The sequence below is a fragment of the Mycobacterium sp. smrl_JER01 genome, from assembly GCF_048513595.2.
Taxonomy (GTDB): domain Bacteria; phylum Actinomycetota; class Actinomycetes; order Mycobacteriales; family Mycobacteriaceae; genus Mycobacterium.
Window position 1 is genome coordinate 3,792,919 of the sequence record NZ_JBLXXK020000001.1, and the last position, 17,420, is coordinate 3,810,338.

A 17,420-nucleotide genomic window follows, 5' to 3' on the forward strand; every position below is an offset into this window, starting at 1 on the left:
GCCTTCACACCGTAGTGGTTCAGCGGCGCATTCCGCTGGTGCCCAGAATGGTCAGTTCCAGTGCCAGCGCCACCCCGCAGACCACCACGACCACGGCGATCGCCACCCAGTCGCGCCGCTTGGGCCCGGACGGAACCGCCGAGATCTGCCCGGCTCCACCGCGCGCGGTGATCGCGTCACCCATCTCGTCGGCTCGGCGCAACGCCACCGTGATCGCGGCGGCCAGCAGGTCGATCAACTCCGACGCCCACTGCCGCACCCGGGCCCGCCGACGCTGCCGGTCGACGTCTCTCGGCCGCAGCCGACGAGCGGCGTAGAGCACGCTGAACTCCTCGACGAGCATCGGAAAAGCTCTCAGCGCCAGGGCCAGCGCCACCGCCCAGTCGTCCACCGGGATCCGCAGCGGACGCAGCGGACGCCCCAGCTTGGCCACTGCGGGGGCAACCTCGGCCACGTTGGTGGTCCAGGACACCATCGCACCCAGCCCCAGCAGCACGATCGACAGCGCGGTGATACGCAGGAAGTTGAGCAGCCCTCCCAATCCGATCTCCACCGATCCGAACCCGACCACCGGGCTGCCACCGGCGAAGGTCGCCGTGACGGCGCCCAGCAGCAGCAGAAACAGCAACCATCCCGGTATCGCGGGCAGCACCCCCCGCGGGATGCGGGCGATCATGGCGCCCGCGACGACCAGCAGCGCCACCGCTGCAATCGGCACCCAACCCGGGTAGAAGGTGAGCAGCACCCCGATCCCGCCGACGATGAGCAGCTTCGAGCCGGCCCACAGCCGATGCATGACAGTGTCTCCGGGCACCGGTCGGAGCAACACCACCTGCCGGCGCGGTTTTCGCGACGCCTGCGCAGCCGTCATGACATACCCCCTGCTGTGGTGGGCGTCGGTGCGAGGACGCCGTTGCGCAGGTGCACCGTGCGCGGGCACAGTTCGTCGAGGCCGGCGAAGTCGTGGGAGATGACCACGACGGTGAGCCGCTCGCGGCGGCGCAGGTCTTGGAGCAGACGTAGCAGCCCGCGCTGGGACTCCGCGTCCAGGCCGGCCAGCGGTTCGTCGAGGATGAGGGCGCGTGGCTTACGGGCCAGCAGTCCGGCCAGCACGACACGTCTCATCTGCCCGCCGCTGAGCTGGTCGATACGACGCATCGCCAGCCCCGGATCCAGTCCCACGGTGGCCAGCGCGCCGATGACCCGGTCGCTGTCACGCACCGAGAAACCCGCAGCCGAGGCGATCTCGTGGGCGACGTGGCTGCGCATCAGCTGCAGTCGCGCTGCTTGAAACGAGATGGCAACGGCGCCAACCTGTTCTGAGACGGGCTCGCCGTCGAGCAGACAGCTGCCTTCGGTCGGCACCGTGAGGCCGGCCATGATCCACGCCAGCGTGGACTTGCCGGAACCGTTGAGGCCGTGGATCAGCAGACCGTCACCTTCATAGACGGTCAGGTCGATGCCCTGCAGCGCGGCCTTGGCCCACGGCGTGCCACTGCCGTATTCGTAGCCGACGCCGGCGAGCTCGAGTACCGGTGCGCCACGCGGCGCCTCGGCCGCGCTGACCGCGGGCGCGTCGGCCTGTTCGACCATCTCCATGTTGGCCGCCGCACCGTTTCCGGCGAGCATGACCGCGCGGTCGGCCGCCTCGGCTTCGGTGTTGTAGTGGGTGATGTGCACCAAGGCGGTGCGGTGCCGCTTGGTCAGGCCGGCCAGTACCGACATCAGCGCGTCGCGGCCCTCCTGGTCGACCATGCTGGTGACCTCGTCGGCGATGAGCAGCGACGGGTCCCGGGCCAGTGCCCCGGCGACCGCGAGGCGCTGCAGTTCGCCACCGGACAGACCTCCGGTGTCCCGCTCGGCGAGCCCGTCGAGGCCCACCTCGGCAAGCAGTTGATCCACGTCGATGGCCGCACCCGGGGGTAGCCCCCACACCACGTCGTCGGCGACGCGGGTGCCCAGGACCTGGCTCTCCGGGTGCTGCATCACCACCGCGGTGCCGCCCAGCTTGCCCAGGCCCACTGCCCCGGGCCGCTGCACGGTGCCCGCGGTGGGTTCGCGGCCGGACAGCACCAGCATCAGGGTGGTCTTGCCGGAGCCGTTCGCACCGGTGACCGCGACGTGTTCACCCGGTTCGACGGTCAGCGACACCGGACCCAGCGCATCCTGATTCGCACCGGGATAACGGAACCGGATGTCGCTCAACTGCAACGGAATCGGCGCTATCGGCCCGGCATCGGTCGGGGCTTCCAACTTGTGGACATCCGGAACCCCGAACAGGCGACCCAGCACCCGCGACAGGGCCCACCACCCGACCAGGCTGACGAACGTGATGCTCAGGATGCCGGTGGCGAAGAACAGGAACGGCCAGTAGTGCAGGGCGGTCGCGAAGTCGCGGGTGATCCGATCGGCGAGCGGCTCCATCCCGGGGATCCGCTCGATGATCGCGGCCAGACCGGTGACGTTGGCGGTGACCGAGTCGAAGATCAGGTTCCGCAGCCGGCTGAGCACCGCCAGAGCGGCCACCACAGCGAGTCCGAACAACGCCCCGGCGACCAGCGCGCTGGCGATCACCGTCGGTGTGCCGCGTCCGCGGCGTTTGACGATGCCGGTGAGTCCGCCGATGTAGGCGCAGTTCACGACCGTCATGAAGCCGCCCATGCCGGCGATGAGGAACGCGACCAGTCCACCGGCCACCGTCGCGGCGAGGAGGACACGTAGCCGGTAGCGGTAGGCGAGCAAGCCCATGGGGACGGTTCCGAGCAATGACAGCCCGGCCGCGAACGGTACGACGACCGCGATGATCGCGATGGCGGCGCACAGGGCAGCCATCACCGCGGCCTGCGCGAGTTCGACCGGCCGAAGGGGGCCGGTCCGGCGAGAGGCGCTCTCCGGGCCGGCCGATGTCATCACACGATTCTGCCAGTCGCACGTCGGCCGGCCGACGGCCCGGCCTGTGACCGGCACCACCGGTATGCTTGATTTACATAGAAAACCTATGTAAACATGGGTCCCATGTCGTCGACGCTCGGCTCAGACCTGCTCTCCGTGGTGGCCCGGATCAACCGCCTCGCCAACCAACGACTGCGAATGCCGGTCCCGTTCGCCCAGGCTCGCCTATTGTCCACCATCGAAGACCAGGGTGAAGCCCGGATCTCCGATCTGGCGGCGCTCGACCACTGTTCGCAGCCGACGATGACGACCCAGGTCCGCCGCCTCGAAGACGCCGGCATGGTCACCCGGACCCCGGACCCCCACGACGCACGAGCCGTGCTCATCCGCATCACGCCGGCGGGCGTCACCGCGTTGCGGCAGGCCCGCGCGGACCGTGGTGCGGCGATCGACCCCTACCTGGAGCGGCTCAGCGACGCCGACCGTGCCTGCCTCACCCAGGCTGTGAGCGTGCTGCGCCGGATCATCGAGGATGCGACGGCGCCGTCGCGCCCAAACCCCACCGGCACAGGGTGAACCGAGCACGCCGAGCGCCGATGTCGGCGCCTCCGGCCACTCCCGAGTTGAGGTAATTCATAGGTCTTCTATATAGTTTCTCTATGCTCCGTTCTCAACCCAAGGCGGTCTGGGCCGTCGCATTCGCGTCCGTCGTCGCCTTCATGGGTATCGGGCTCGTCGACCCGATTCTCAAGCCCATCGCCGACAACCTGAATGCCTCCCCGTCCCAGGTGTCGCTGCTGTTCACCAGCTACATGGCCGTCATGGGGGTGGCGATGCTGATCACTGGCGTGGTGGCCAGTCGTATCGGCCCCAAACGCACCCTGTTGCTCGGGTTGGTCATCATCATCGCCGGCGCCGGCCTGGCCGGCCTGAGCGATTCGGTGACGGGCCTGGTCGGCTGGCGCGCGCTGTGGGGTCTGGGCAATGCGCTGTTCATCGCGACCGCCCTGGCCACCATCGTCAGCTCCGCTCGCGGTTCGGTCGCGCAGGCGATCATCCTCTACGAGGCCGCCCTCGGGGTCGGCATCGCCATCGGGCCGCTGGTGGGGGGTGTTCTCGGTTCCATCTCGTGGCGCGGCCCGTTCTTCGGTGTCTCGGTGCTGATGACCGTCGCCCTGGCCGTGACCCTCTTCCTGCTGCCGGCCACCCCGGCCGCCGAACGCGCCACCAGCCTGGCCGACCCGTTCCGCGCGCTGCGACATCGCGGACTCCTCGGTGTCGCCGTGACCGCGCTGCTGTACAACTTCGGCTTCTTCACGCTGCTGGCGTTCACCCCGTTCCCGCTCGACATGAGTGCCCGCCAGATCGGCGTGATCTTCTTCGGTTGGGGTGTCGCGCTGGCCGTCACATCGGTGTTCGTGGCACCTCGGCTGCAACACCGCTTCGGCACCGTGCCGACCCTGCTGGTCAACCTGCTGGCGATGACGGCAACCCTGGTGGTGATGGCGCTCGCGACCGACAACAAGGCGGTGCTCGCCGCCTGCGTCGTGCTGGCCGGGCTGTGGATCGGCATCAACAACACCCTGATCACCGAGGCCGTGATGAAGGCGGCGCCGGTCGAGCGCGGCGTGGCGTCGGCGGCCTACAGCTTCATGCGGTTCGGCGGTGCGGCCGTGGCGCCCTGGCTTGCCGGTGTGCTCGGCGAGCACGTCAACGTGCACCTGCCGTTCTGGGTCGGCGCCGGTGCGGTGCTGCTGGCCGCCGTCACGCTCGCGGCGACACGAAAACACCTCAGGCATATCGACGCCGAGGAATCTGCCCTCGACGAGCTCACCGACCAGGCCCGAGCAGTCACGGTCGGCAGCGACAGCTGATCAGCCGATGACGGTGGCGCCGATGAGTAGACCCACCAGGTAGGTCGCGGCGATGGCCGCACCGCCGAGCAGCAACTGCCGCGACGCGGCCCACACCAGCGGTTGCCGGGTGAACCGGGCGGCCATCGCCCCGGCCAGCATCAATCCGATACCCCCGCAGGCCAGCCCGGCCCACAGCGACGCATAGCCGAGCAGGTAGGGAACCAGCGGGATCACCGCGCCGATGGCGAACAGCACGAACGACGACAGCGCCGCCACCCACGGCGACGGCTTCTCCCGCGGATCCACGCCGAGCTCCTGCGTCAGGTGGAAGTTCATCGCCCGGCCTTCGTCGCGGTGGATCTCCTCGGTGGCCTTGGCCGCGGTCTCCGGCGTCATCCCCATTTCGGTGAGCATCGCAACCAGCTCGGCACGCTCGGCCTGCGGGTATTTCTCGAACGCGTGCCGCTCCAATCGCACTTCGGATTCGATCTGCTCGTTGGCCGTGGTCACCGACGTGTACTCCCCGAGCGCCATCGAGAACGCGCCGGCCAGCAGCCCCGCCACACCGCTGAGAATCACCGTCTGCGCGTCGGCACTGGCAGCCACCCCGGCGATCAGCGCGGTGTTGCTGACCAGACCGTCCATCGCACCGAAGGTCGCCGCGCGCAGCCACCCTCCGGTCACGTTCGCATGCCGGTGATCGACCACATGCGGCGTGCCGGTGGGCGACCGCGGCGTCTCTGAGGGGTCCGTCATGAGCTGATTGAACACCCGCTTCCCGGGGTGCCGCAGATCAGGTTGACCTTGGTTTTCGACATCACAGTTTGCCGCCCCGCTGTGCGGGCTACCGTCGGGATATGACCACCACGGCGGAGCATCTGCGCAACTCACTGGACGGCCGCTTCCGAGACGTCAAGAACCGTATGCGTCGCGAACTCAGCAACGAGATCTTCCGGCCCCACTACACCCCCAACACCGTGATCGCCCGCACCAAAGTGGGTGAGCAGATGAAGATCATGGCCGCCCGCGGCGCCGCCGAGGACGGGTTCAAGAAGGAGCACGGCGGTAACGGCGACGTCGGGGCCGCGGTCACCCAGATCGAGATGCTCGCCATGAGCGACCTGTCCCTGATGGTCAAGGCCGGCGTGCAGTGGGGGCTGTTCGGCGGGGCCATCGAGAATCTGGGCACCGAGCGCCATCACGACGCCTACGTCAAGAAACTGATCGACCTCGAACTGCTCGGCTGTTTCGCGATGACCGAGACCGGTCACGGCAGCGACGTGCAGGCGCTGGAGACCACGGCCACCTACGACCCGGCCACCGAGGAGTTCGTGATCGACTCCCCCACCCCGTCGGCGCGTAAGGACTACATCGGCGGTGCCGCCGAAACCGCCCGGGTCGCAGCGGTTTTCGCGCAGCTGATCACCCCGGACGGGGTCCAGCACGGGGTGCACTGCTTCGTCGTGCCGATCCGCGACGACGACGGCAACGACCTGCCCGGCGTGACCACCTCGGACTGCCACTACAAGGGCGGACTACCCGGTGTCGACAACGGCCGCATCCAGTTCGACAACGTCCGGGTACCGCGGGAGAACCTGCTCAACAAATACGCCGACGTCGCCGCGGACGGAACCTACAGCTCCCCGATCGAAAACCCCAACCGGCGTTTCTTCACGATGCTGGGCACCCTGATCCGCGGCCGGGTCACCGTCGGCGGAAGCGCCGGCGCCGCGGCCCGGGTCGCGCTGGACATCGCCACCCGGTATGCGTTGCAGCGCAGGCAGTTCTCCGCCCCCGACGACGAGCAGGAAGTGCTGCTGATGGACTACCTGGTCCACCAGCGGCGCCTGTTCCCGTTGATCGCGCGCTCCTACGCGCTGCAGTTCGCACAGAACGAATTGGTGGCCAAATGTCACGAGCTGCAGACCGCCGACGATCCCGACCCCGAGGAGCAGCGCGAACTCGAATCGCGAGCGGCCGGCCTCAAGGCCGCCAACACCTGGCACGCCACCCGCGCGATCCAGGAGGCCCGCGAAGCCTGCGGTGGCGCAGGCTATCTCGCCGAGAACCGGTTGATCGCGCTCAAGGCCGACACCGATGTCTTCACCACCTTCGAAGGCGACAACCATGTGCTCACCCAACTGGTGGCCAAGGAGCTGCTGACCGCCTACGCCGACGACATCAAGGGTATGAGCCCCGTCGAATGGGTGCGCTTCGCAGCCAATTTCGCCGGTGAGCGGGTGGTGAAGCGGACCGCTGCGCAGACGATCATGCAGACCATCCTGGACACCCGCCAGGACAACGAGGAAGAGGGCAGCCTCTTCAATCGCGGCACCCAGGTCAAGATGTTCGAGGACCGCGAGGAGTACATGCTGTCCTCGGTGGCGCGCCGGCTCCAGGGCAAGTCCAAGGAGATGAGTGCGTTCGACGCGTTCAACTCGGTGCAGGACCACGTGCTGCACACCGCCCAGGCGCACATCGACCGGATCATCCTGGAGGCGTTCGTGGCGGGCATCGACGCCTGCGAGGACGACGAGGCCCGCGACATCCTGGGGATGGTGTGCGACCTGTACGCGCTCTCGGTGATCGAAGAAGATAAGGCCTGGTTCGTCGAGCATCGGTTCCTGTCCACCGAGCGGGCCAAGGCCGTCACGCGCGGGATCAACGACCGCTGCCGACGGCTGCGCCCCTACGCCGAACTGCTCGTCGACGGCTTCGGCATCCCCGAGCAGCTCCGCTATGCAGAGATGCTGCACCCGGAGAACATCCCCGACGCCGACGAGCACGTGGAGCAGGACGCCACCAGCGCGGGCAGGATCTGAACCGGTCCGCTCATGCTGCCGGTACCGGATCCAGCACGGTCAGTCTGCCGTCTTCGAGGGTGACCCGGGCCGTCCCGATTCCCGTCGGACAGCACGGCTCGTCCTGGCCCTGCCGCCACTGGTACTGCACGACGGCGTCGTGTTCACCCTGCGGGGTGACCGTGATGTAGGGCCGCGGGTCCATGGTGGGCGATCCGACCGGCTCCGTGCCGTCGAAGAACAACACCTGCTGCGGACTGTCGTCCTGGTCGCCCGCAGTGACGACCGCCCACTGTAGGCGGCAGTCGGCGGCCGCTCCGCGGGCGGTTTCGCGCCACGGCCCCGGCGGCAGCAGTGTCAGCTCGGACTCGATGGCCTGCGGAGACGGACCCGGTCCGCAGTCGGTCGCGGTGCGGGTCGGCTCCGGCGCCGGCGGGCTCCAACCACACCCGGCGGCGACAACGGCCAGTACTGCCGCCAGCGCCACGTGACTGCCCTGAGGGCGGCTACCTCGCATGGGCCCAGAATAGGCGGAGGTGGCCTGCTGCCGTCAAAGCGCTTCCCGTCCAGGCGTTTAAGCCCGCCAGGCGATCAGCCGCAGCCGCCGCCCCACGCGACGGCGCCGCACGGCAGTTCCGCGTGCACCTGCGGACTGAACGACGCGGTGGCCAGCGTGGTCGGATCGGGCGTCGGCTCCACGGTCGCCCCTACCCCGCCATCGTGATAGGACCCACCCTTGGGGAACGTGCCCGCCTGCGCGACGTCCATCCCGACACCACCCAGCAATGCGGTCGCGCCGATGACCGCGGCGATGACCCTGATATTGATCGACATGCCCAGATCTCCTTCTGACGAGTCCACCCGCCATCTGGCGGCAACCTGGCCGACGCGAAACCTGTTGTGTCTCAGCGTGTGCCACGTGTGCGTTACGCAACAAGCGTAACCGCGGGGGGCGCCGCGAGCGTTCCGCGACAGCATCTTCCCAGCGAAGGGACGGGCTTCTCACATTCTGCCGAGTACGCATCGCGCCGGGCAGACAGATCGCACGACCGAACCGGAATTCGGCGTGCGACTCGGTGGCTCCCCCGGCTGGACTCGAACCAGCAACCCTTCGGTTAACAGCCGAATGCTCTGCCAATTGAGCTACAGGGGATTGCCCTCCCGCAGTCTGCGCCGCGGGCCAGAGAGCACTCTAGCCTACGTCGGCGCGAGGGTGCCAATGTGTTCCCGGCTCGGCGCGCAGGGCTCGGTGTGAGGCAGGATGGACCCTGAGACGTCAACTCTCCACGAGACCTCTGGGAGGAGCCCTGTGATCGGGTATGTCGCTGCGGTGGCTGTCGGCTACGTGCTGGGAACCAAGGCCGGCAGGCGGCGCTACGAACAGATCGCGGGCACGTATCGCGCCGTCACGGCCAGTCCGGCCGCCAAGGCCGTGATCGAGGCCGGGCGACGCAAGATCGCCGAGCGGGTGTCCCCGGACCCGGCGATGGTGAAGCTGACACGCATCGACTCCGGCACCGAGGTACTCGAGCCGGAGCAGATGATGCGGAAGAACCCCTAGCTTCCGCCGATACCCTGGCTGATCGTGGTGCCGGGCAGCAGCGGGCCGGTGTAGAAGCCGAACCCGTTGTCACCGAAGCCGAACTGCGGGGTACCGATGGTGGCGCCGGTGCCGTTGGAGTACGACAGGCAGTTGCCGTCCTCCTTGTTGCCGAACCACGCCAGGCAGGCCGGACCGGCGTTGACCTCGGTGGCCTGCACACCGGTCACCGACGTGTAGAGCGGCACGGCGACAGCAGCGGCCGCGATAGCCCCGGCGATCAGCCGAATCTTGTTGGTCGCGATCTTGTCCACCAGCATCCCAGCTCGCCTTCTCCCCGACGGTTCAACAGCGACAACCATAACCCGCCTATCGGCTTTATGCAGTCAGGTCGTTACCGCTGGCCTGTTCCAGCAGGCTGCGGCGGTAGGCCTCCATGGCCACCAGGTCACCGAATAGCGCGTGGTATTCGTCACCCTGCTCCACCGGCGACATTCGCTGCAGCTTGGACTTGACCTCGGCGATCTGCCGCCCGATCCACACTTCCTGGAGCCGGGCCAGCACCCCGCCGATGTAGCGGGGCAGCCGTTCATCGTCGGCGTTGATGGCCTCGGCACCCAGTTCGTTGACCAGGCTGGCCGCGTCAGGCGTGGTCAGCTGCTCGCGCACCATCTCGATCCACCCGGCGCCCGTCACGCCGGTCGCGGTACCGCCGGCGGACGCGATCGCGGCCCGCACGGCCGTGTACCCGGGATGGGTGAAGCTCTCCGCGGCCAACGAGTCGAACACCGGTCCGGCCAGCGCCGGGTACTGCAGAGCCGATTTGAGGGCCTCCCGCTGCGGCCACAGGGTGGGGTCGGCAGGGTCGGGTCTGGCCATCACCGGGGCGGCTGCCCTGGCGGGTGCCGGTGACGTCGCGACCGATGCTGCGCGGCGACGAGCCCGGTCGGGCATCCCCCGCTTGGTCGCCTCCTCGCGGACCCGGGTGAGCACCTGGCCCTCGTCGTTCCAGCCCGTCCACCCCGCCAGCCGGCGCGCGTATTCGTCCCGGAGCGCGTAGTCCCGGATCCGGGCCACCAGCGGGACGCACTGTCGCAGCGCGTCGACCTTGGCCTGCGGATCGTTGTCGAGCACGTCGCCGGCCGGGATCAGGCTGCGCACCGCGAACTCGAACATCGGGATGCGGCGGGCCACCAGATCGCGAAGGGCCCCGTCGCCGGATCTGAGCCGCAGATCGCACGGGTCCATTCCGTCGGCGGCCACCGCGACGAAGGACTTGCCGGCCACCTGCTGGTCACCGTCGAACGCCTTCAACGCGGCGGCCTGACCCGCGGCGTCGCCGTCGAACACGAAGATCAACTCTCCGCGATACCAGTTGTCGTCCATCATCAGCCGGCGCAGCATCGCCAGGTGGCTGTCGCCGAACGCGGTGCCGCACGACGCGACCGCGGTGGTCTCACCGGCCAGGTGCATGGCCATCACATCGGTGTAGCCCTCGACGACCACGGCCCGGTGCGATTTCGCGATGTCACGCTTGGCCAGATCGAGCCCGAACAGCACCGAGGACTTCTTGTAGAGCACCGTCTCGGGGGTGTTGACGTACTTGGCTTCCATCTGGTCGTCGTCGAAGATCCGCCGTGCACCGAACCCGATCACCTCTCCCCCGCTGGCCCGGATCGGCCACAGCAGACGGCGGTGGAAGCGATCCATCGGTCCGCGGCGGCCCTCCCGTGACAGACCGGCAGCTTCGAGTTCCTTGAATTCGAAACCCTTGCGCAGCAAGTGTTTTGTCAGAGTCTCCCATCCCGAGGGGGCGAAACCGCAGCCGAATCGGGCCGCGGCCTCGGCATCGAAATTGCGTTCCATCAGGTACTGACGCGCCGGGGCGGCTTCATCGCTGTTCAGCTGTTCGGCGTAGAACTCCTGCGCGGCGGCGTTGGCGGCCAGCAGCCTGCTGCGGCTGCCCCGGTCGCGCTGGACGTTGGTGGTGGAGCCGCCGGTGTAGGTCACGGTGTAGCCGACCCGGTCGGCGAGCAGTTCGACCGCCTCCACGAAACTGACGTGCTCGATCTTCTGCAGGAACGCGTAGACGTCGCCGCCTTCGCCGCAGCCGAAGCAGTGGAAGTGTCCGTGATTGGGCCGTACATGGAACGACGGCGACTTCTCGTCGTGGAACGGGCACAGACCCTTCAGCGAGTCCGCACCCGCGCGGCGGAGCTGGACGTAATCGCCGACGACGTCTTCGATGCTGACCCGCTCGCGGATCGCGGCGATGTCCCGGTCGGGGATCCTGCCCCGTCCTCGAGTCGCTTCCGCCGCCACCCGGTCAGTCTAGAGGCCGGGGTGAGCGTGCTTCATGCACTCGTTCCAGGCGACTCTCGGTGTAGGAGGCGATCTGGTCGATGACCGCACGAAGGCGCGCTCCGTCGTCACCGGCCGCGGCGAACTCCGCCGCGAACTGGGGGTCCAGGCTGCCCGGCGCCTGCCCCCACAACGCCAGCGCCACCTCATGGACCCGGTTTCGCTGGTCGGCCTGGACCTGCAGGTGCCGGTGGTCGGACATGATGAACTGCAGCGCAAGGGTCTTGAGCAGCGCGACCTCGGCACGCACCAGGCTGGGCACCGCCAGCTCGGTGTCGAACCGGCGCAACGGGCCGGCCCCCGCGACCGCCCGGGTCGCCGACACCGCGGCGTTGGCGAACCGCCCGACCAGCTCGCTGGTCAAGGTCTTCAACGCCACCGACGCCGACAGGGTGCCGTCGAACTTGCCGACCGCCGCCACCACCGGCACCTGGGACAACCGCTCGGCGGCCTCCACCAGGTCGTCAGGGGCCAGGGACGGGAACGACTGCGCGCCCACGTGGGCGAGGGTGGCCGCAGCATCCGTGTCGGCCAGCACGCGCAGGTCGATACGGCCGGAGATCACACCGTCCTCGACATCGTGCACCGAGTAGGCCACGTCGTCGGCCCAGTCCATCACCTGGGCTTCCAGACAGGGCCGCTCGGCGGGCGCGCCGTCGCGCACCCACTGGGCCGCCGCCGCGTCGTCGTCGTAGAACCCGAACTTGCGGCGACCTTCCTGCCGCCGCCACGGATACTTCGCCACCGCATCCAGAGACGCCCGGGTCAGGTTCAGGCCGGCGCTGTGACCGTGCTCGTCGAGCACCTTGGGCTCAAGTCGGGTCAGGATGCGGAAGTTCTGCGCGTTGCCCTCGAAACCGCCGAACCCTTTGATGATCTCGTCGAGGGCGCGTTCGCCGTTGTGACCGTAGGGCGGATGGCCGATGTCGTGGGCCAGGCCCGCCAGATCGACCAGATCCGGGTCGCACCCGAGGCCGATCGCCATCCCGCGGCCGATCTGGGCGACTTCCAGTGAATGCGTCAGTCGGGTGCGCGGCGTCTCCCCGTCGCGGGGCCCGACCACCTGGGTCTTGTCGGCCAGGCGGCGCAGCGCGGCGCAGTGCAGCACGCGGGCCCGGTCGCGCGCGAAATCGGAGCGGTGCTCGCTGTCGGTCCCGGGCAGGCCCGCGCTCTTGGCCGGTTCGGCGACCAACCGCCGCCGGTCGAACGCGTCGTAGCTGTCCTGCACTCGTGGGCTCACCGACGCACAGTCTGCCAGGGCCGATGACCTGGTGTTCACAGCCTCTCGGGCGCGCCGCACTAGATTGGCGGTCATGCGCGTCGCCCGCCTGCTACCCATGCTGCTCGCCGTCGTGACCCTCGGACTCGTCTGCGCGCCGGGCGTGGCCGCCGAGCCGCCGTTGCGGTTGCCGACCTACCTGACCGACAACGCCGACGCGCTGGACGCGGCCGGCACGGCCGAGGTGCGCGACGCGATCGACCGGCTCTACGACGAGCAACGCATCCGGCTCTGGGTGGTGTTCGTCGAGGACTTCTCCGGCCAGGACGCCCAGACCTGGGCACAGACCACCTACCGGCGCAGCGACCTGGGCAGCCAGGACGCGATCCTCGCGGTGGCGACCGTCGACCGCGCCTACGCGCTGCTGGCACCCACCGAGGCGGTGCGCGGAGTCGACGTGGACCGGGTCCGGCGCGACGACGTGGAGCCATTGCTGCGCACCGGAGACTGGGCCGGCGCCGCGGTCGCAGCCGCGCAGGGACTGTCCGGCAGCAGTGGCGGCGGCGTGAGCTGGATCGGTCTGCTCATCGCTCTCGGCGTGATCGGGTTGGCCCTGGCGGTGCTCGTCGTCTGGCAGCGGCGCCGCAGGCGCAAACGCCGGGAGGCCGAGTTCGCGGCCGCACAGCGGGTCGACCCGGCCGATGCGAACGCCCTCGCCGCGGTGCCGCTGGAAGCTCTCGACGACCTGTCCCGCAAGATCGTCGTCGACGTGGACAACGAGTTGCGCACCAGCGAAAGCGAACTGGCGCTGGCAGTCGAGGAGTTCGGGGAGCAGGACACCGCGCCGTTCACCCGGGCGGTCGCCAACGCCAAAACCACCATGGCGCAGGCTCTCAACGTCCGGCACATCCTCGATGACGCGGTGCCCGAGACCCCGGCGCAGCGTCGCGACCTGCTCACCCGGGTGATCGTCGCGGCCGCCAAGGCCGACCAGGAGCTCGAAGCGCAGCGCGAGGCGTTCGCCCGGCTGCGTGATCTGGTGATCAACGCGCCGGGTCGGCTGGACAGCCTCACCCAGCAGATGGTCGATCTGACCGCGCGGCTCACACCGGCCGAGCAGACGCTGCAACAGCTGAAGTCCCAATTCGCCGAGACCGCACTGGTTTCGGTGGCCGACAACATCGACGAAGCCAGGCAGCGGCTGAGCTTCGCCGATCAGAGCATCACCACGGCCCGCAGCCTGGTGGCCCGGCCCGCCGAACGTCAGGGCGGACTCGTCGACGCCATCCACGCCGCCGAGGCCGCCCTCGGCCAGGCCCGCATCCTGCTCGACGCCGTCGACAGCGCCTCCACCGACATCAACCGCGCGATGAGCGGCCTTCCCGCCGTCATCGCCGACATCCAGAACGGCATCAACTCCGCCGGCGCCCAGCTCGCGCAGGGCAAGGTCGCGGTGGCCACCGCACTCAGCGACGCCAGAGACGCGGCAGTGCAAGCGGTCGCGCACGCGCAGAGCGCGGGCAACACCGATCCGCTCGGCGCGTTCACCCGCCTGACCCAGGCCGACGCCGAATTGGACCGGCTGCTCGCCGAGGTCGCCGAAGAGCGCGAAACCCATGAACGGCTCAGCCGCACCTTCGACCAGGCCCTGTTCAACGCGCAGTCCCGGGTGCGGGCGGTGTCGGACTACATCGACACCCGCCGCGGCGCCATCGGGCCCGAGGCGCGAACCCGGCTGGCCGAGGCGGTCCGTCAGCTGCAAGCGGCGCGGGACAAGCGCGAGACGAATCTGAACGAGGCCATCGCCCACGCCAACGGGGCCGCGATGCTGGCCGCCCAGGCCCAGTCGCTGGCCAACTCCGATGTCACCGCTGCCCAGCGGCACTTCGGCGGGCCCTACGGTGGCGCCGGTGGTGGTGGCGGCGGGCAGATGGGTGCGGTCATCGGCGGGATCCTGATCGGCAATGTGCTCTCCGGCGTCCTACGCGGCGGGTTCGGCGGAGGCGGCTTCGGCGGCGGCTTCGGCGGTGGCGGTGGCGGCGGCTTCGGTGGCGGCGGCTTCAGCGGCGGCGGCGGCCGCTTCTGACCCGCACCCCAGCACCCCAGCACCCCAGCACTGACCCGCACCCCATCGCGAGCGTGCGTGTCTGAGGCCGACACGCCGCTGATCTCCTTGAGTTCTCGCACGCCCGGCAGCGTCGGCGACACGCCAGGCTCGTCACGTCGCCACTGCCGGCGCGCTCCCCAACCCGAGGTTCATCCCCAGACCCGTCCATCGGTACGACTGCGGCCCGTCAAACCGTTCCACGATCGTCGGCATGTCCGATCTCGATGCGGTGTTCCGGTCTCAAGGCGGCGTGGCCACCTCGGGTCAGTTGCTGACCTTCTACAGCCGCAGTCGTCTCGACATCGAAATTCGGGACGGCCGGCTGATCAAGGTGTGGCCGGGCGTGTACAGCCGGGACGCTCCCGACGTGTCGGTCAGGTTGCGTGGACTTGATCTGCGGGCAGGCGAACCGGTCGCCATTTGCCTGGGGACCGCCGCGGCCGCCTACGGGTTCGACACCGAAGACACCAGGGACATCCACGCGCTCAACCCCGCGCGACATCAACTCCGTAACTCCGACGGCCTGATCGTCCATCGGCGCTACGGCGCACCGTTGAGCAGAGCCGACGGTAGACCCGCGACCCACGCCGCATGGACCGCGGTCGAGGTGGCACGCTCGCTGCGCCGTCCTCGCGCGCTGGCGACGCTCGACGCCGCACTGCGCAGCAGGACCTGCGATCGACGTCAGCTGTTCGCCGCAGCCACCGCACAAGCCGGCCGCCGAGGGATCGTCGCCGTACGCGAACTCATACCACTGGCCGATGCACTGGCCGAGTCACCGATGGAAAGCGAAGCGCGGCTCGCGATGCTCGACGGCGGACTGCCCGCGCCGGTGCTGCAGCACGAAATCGTCGACATCGACCTGCGTACGTGGCGCGTCGACTTCGCCTGGCTCGACGTCAAGGTCGCCGTGGAGTACGACGGGTTCGACTGGCACAGCGACCGCGAGCAATTCATCAAAGACCGTCAGAAACGCGCGGCACTGTACGAGGTCGGCTGGCGCATGCTGTCCGTGGTTTCCGACGACGTCCGCCGGCGGCCGCTGGAGATGGTGCGCCGCATCGAAGGCGAACTCACCCAGAGGCACGCCGCGTGAGCGTGCGTGAAGTTTGCACACCACCCGGATACAGACCGCGCGAGGGTGCGCAAAGTTCGCTTTTCTCACGGCGTTTCGCCCGCAGACACGCACGCTCGCGCCAAAACCTAGCAGCCCTTGAGGCGCACCGCCAGGTAGTCGGAGACCTCGCTGAGCGCCACCCGCTCCTGGGTCATCGCATCGCGTTCCCGGATCGTCACCGCCTGATCTTCGAGGGAGTCGAAGTCGACGGTGATGCAGTACGGGGTGCCGATCTCATCCTGCCGGCGGTAGCGCCGACCGATCGCGCCGGCGTCGTCGAATTCGACGTTCCACGACTGGCGCAGTTCGGCGGCCAAATCCCGGGCTTTCGGGGACAGGTCGGCGTGCCTCGACAGCGGCAACACCGCGGCCTTGACCGGAGCCAGCCGCGGATCCAGCCGCAACACCGTGCGCTTGTCCACGCCACCCTTTGCGTTGGGCGCCTCGTCTTCGTGGTAGGCGTCGACCAGAAACGCCATCAGCGAGCGTGTCAGACCGGCTGCCGGCTCGATGACGTAGGGCACGTAACGGGTGTCGCCGGCCTGATCGTAGAAAGACAGATCGACGCCGGAGTGCTTTGCGTGCGTGGACAAGTCGAAGTTGGTCCGGTTCGCGACACCCTCCAGCTCACCCCACGGGTTGCCGGCGAAGCCGAACTTGTACTCGATGTCGACGGTCCGGTCGGAGTAGTGGGACAGCTTCTCCTTGGGATGCTCGTAGAGCCGCAGATTGTCCCGGTCGATGCCCAGGTCGACGTACCACTGCAGCCGGGTGTCGATCCAGTACTGGTGCCACTCGCGGGCGGTATCGGGTTCGACGAAGAACTCCATCTCCATCTGCTCGAACTCGCGGGTGCGGAAGATGAAGTTGCCCGGGGTGATCTCGTTGCGGAAGCTCTTGCCGATCTGGCCGATGCCGAACGGCGGCTTCTTGCGGGCGGTGGTCACCACGTTGGCGAAGTTGACGAAGATGCCCTGCGCGGTCTCGGGTCGCAGATAGTGCAAGCCCTCCTCGGTCTCGATGGGACCCAGGTAGGTCTTGAGCATCATGTTGAAGTCGCGAGGTTCGGTCCACTGCCCGGGATCGCCGGTCTCCGGGTCTCGGATGTCGGCGAGTCCGTTCTCCGGGGGGTGGCCGTGTTTGGCCTCGTACGCCTCGATCAAATGGTCCGCCCGATAGCGCTTGTGGGTGATCAGAGACTCCACCAGCGGATCGTTGAACACTTCGACGTGGCCGGAGGCGACCCAAACCTCGCGCGGCAAGATGATCGCGCTGTCCAAGCCCACCACGTCATCGCGGCCGGTGACGACCGATCGCCACCACTGCCGCTTGATGTTCTCCTTGAGCTCCACCCCGAGCGGGCCGTAGTCCCAGGCGGATCTGGTGCCGCCGTAGATCTCGCCGGACTGGAAGACCAGCCCGCGCCGCTTGGCCAGGTTTGCAATCGTATCGATGACGGACGCCACGGGGTGACAGCGTAGCGAGACATCGGAGGCGGTCACGCGACGTCCCTGTTGACATGCACGG

The 17,420-nt window shown here is 68.6% G+C and carries 15 protein-coding genes and 1 tRNA gene; 6 read left to right on the top strand and 10 right to left on the bottom strand.

Annotated features, from left to right (window positions below; all coding sequences use genetic code 11):
• Window positions 1-19: 19 nt before the first annotated feature.
• Window positions 20-871 (bottom strand): CbiQ family ECF transporter T component, encoded by an 852-nt coding sequence (locus ACNUDN_RS17845; RefSeq protein WP_419123135.1) that lies wholly within the window; start codon window positions 869-871, stop codon window positions 20-22.
• On the bottom strand, window positions 868-2,910 hold the full coding sequence (locus ACNUDN_RS17850; protein WP_419123136.1) for an ABC transporter ATP-binding protein: 2,043 nt from the start codon (window positions 2,908-2,910) through the stop codon (window positions 868-870). Before ACNUDN_RS17850 ends, ACNUDN_RS17845 begins: the two co-directional genes overlap by 4 nt.
• Window positions 2,911-3,015: 105 nt before the next feature.
• Between ACNUDN_RS17850 and ACNUDN_RS17855 the strand changes: the two genes are divergently transcribed.
• The gene (locus tag ACNUDN_RS17855; RefSeq protein WP_419123137.1) at window positions 3,016-3,468 is read left to right on the top strand and encodes a MarR family winged helix-turn-helix transcriptional regulator; all 453 of its coding nucleotides are present in this window, start codon (window positions 3,016-3,018) and stop codon (window positions 3,466-3,468) included.
• A gap of 83 nt (window positions 3,469-3,551) precedes the next feature.
• Window positions 3,552-4,766: an MFS transporter gene (locus ACNUDN_RS17860; RefSeq protein ID WP_419123138.1), complete on the top strand. Its 1,215-nt coding sequence runs from the start codon at window positions 3,552-3,554 to the stop codon at window positions 4,764-4,766.
• Here the strand turns inward: ACNUDN_RS17860 and ACNUDN_RS17865 are convergent, their stop codons facing one another.
• On the bottom strand, window positions 4,767-5,504 hold the full coding sequence (locus tag ACNUDN_RS17865) for a VIT1/CCC1 transporter family protein (RefSeq protein ID WP_419123139.1): 738 nt from the start codon (window positions 5,502-5,504) through the stop codon (window positions 4,767-4,769).
• A gap of 101 nt (window positions 5,505-5,605) precedes the next feature.
• On the opposite strand from ACNUDN_RS17865, the gene ACNUDN_RS17870 reads away from it, so the two are divergent.
• Window positions 5,606-7,570, top strand: coding sequence for an acyl-CoA dehydrogenase family protein (locus ACNUDN_RS17870; protein ID WP_419123140.1), 1,965 nt, complete (start codon window positions 5,606-5,608; stop codon window positions 7,568-7,570).
• A 10-nt stretch (window positions 7,571-7,580) separates the two neighbouring features.
• Here ACNUDN_RS17870 and ACNUDN_RS17875 read toward each other — a convergent pair whose 3' ends face one another.
• From ACNUDN_RS17875 to ACNUDN_RS17885, 3 genes are all read right to left on the bottom strand, one after another.
• Window positions 7,581-8,066 carry an LppP/LprE family lipoprotein gene (locus tag ACNUDN_RS17875; RefSeq protein WP_419123141.1) on the bottom strand — a complete coding sequence of 162 codons (486 nt, stop codon included), beginning with the start codon at window positions 8,064-8,066 and terminating at the stop codon, window positions 7,581-7,583.
• Between the two features lie 74 nt (window positions 8,067-8,140).
• Window positions 8,141-8,383 (bottom strand): hypothetical protein, encoded by a 243-nt coding sequence (locus ACNUDN_RS17880; RefSeq protein ID WP_419123142.1) that lies wholly within the window; start codon window positions 8,381-8,383, stop codon window positions 8,141-8,143.
• Between the two features lie 243 nt (window positions 8,384-8,626).
• Window positions 8,627-8,702, bottom strand: a tRNA-Asn gene (locus ACNUDN_RS17885).
• A 156-nt stretch (window positions 8,703-8,858) separates the two neighbouring features.
• Between ACNUDN_RS17885 and ACNUDN_RS17890 the strand changes: the two genes are divergently transcribed.
• Entirely contained in the window at window positions 8,859-9,110 is a 252-nt protein-coding gene (locus ACNUDN_RS17890) for a hypothetical protein (protein ID WP_419123143.1), read from the top strand.
• Here ACNUDN_RS17890 and ACNUDN_RS17895 read toward each other — a convergent pair.
• The 3 genes from ACNUDN_RS17895 to ACNUDN_RS17905 are packed head-to-tail and all read right to left on the bottom strand — an operon-like array spanning window position 9,107 to window position 12,690.
• Window positions 9,107-9,409, bottom strand: coding sequence for a DUF7155 family protein (locus ACNUDN_RS17895; protein WP_419123144.1), 303 nt, complete (start codon window positions 9,407-9,409; stop codon window positions 9,107-9,109). The two genes, ACNUDN_RS17890 and ACNUDN_RS17895, sit on opposite strands and share 4 nt — an antisense overlap.
• A 58-nt stretch (window positions 9,410-9,467) precedes the next feature.
• Complete coding sequence (dnaG, locus tag ACNUDN_RS17900) at window positions 9,468-11,411, bottom strand: DNA primase (RefSeq protein ID WP_419123145.1); 1,944 nt, start codon at window positions 11,409-11,411, stop codon at window positions 9,468-9,470.
• 4 nt (window positions 11,412-11,415) lie between these two features.
• The gene (locus ACNUDN_RS17905) at window positions 11,416-12,690 is read right to left on the bottom strand and encodes a deoxyguanosinetriphosphate triphosphohydrolase (RefSeq protein WP_419123146.1); all 1,275 of its coding nucleotides are present in this window, start codon (window positions 12,688-12,690) and stop codon (window positions 11,416-11,418) included.
• 73 nt (window positions 12,691-12,763) lie between these two features.
• On the opposite strand from ACNUDN_RS17905, the gene ACNUDN_RS17910 reads away from it, so the two are divergent.
• Complete coding sequence (locus tag ACNUDN_RS17910; protein ID WP_419123147.1) at window positions 12,764-14,755, top strand: TPM domain-containing protein; 1,992 nt, start codon at window positions 12,764-12,766, stop codon at window positions 14,753-14,755.
• Between the two features lie 232 nt (window positions 14,756-14,987).
• Window positions 14,988-15,872, top strand: a complete 885-nt coding sequence (locus ACNUDN_RS17915) for a type IV toxin-antitoxin system AbiEi family antitoxin (protein ID WP_419123148.1) — start codon at window positions 14,988-14,990, stop codon at window positions 15,870-15,872.
• Between the two features lie 107 nt (window positions 15,873-15,979).
• Here the strand turns inward: ACNUDN_RS17915 and ACNUDN_RS17920 are convergent, their stop codons facing one another.
• Window positions 15,980-17,395 carry a glycine--tRNA ligase gene (locus tag ACNUDN_RS17920; protein WP_419123149.1) on the bottom strand — a complete coding sequence of 472 codons (1,416 nt, stop codon included), beginning with the start codon at window positions 17,393-17,395 and terminating at the stop codon, window positions 15,980-15,982.
• Window positions 17,396-17,420 lie beyond the last annotated feature (25 nt).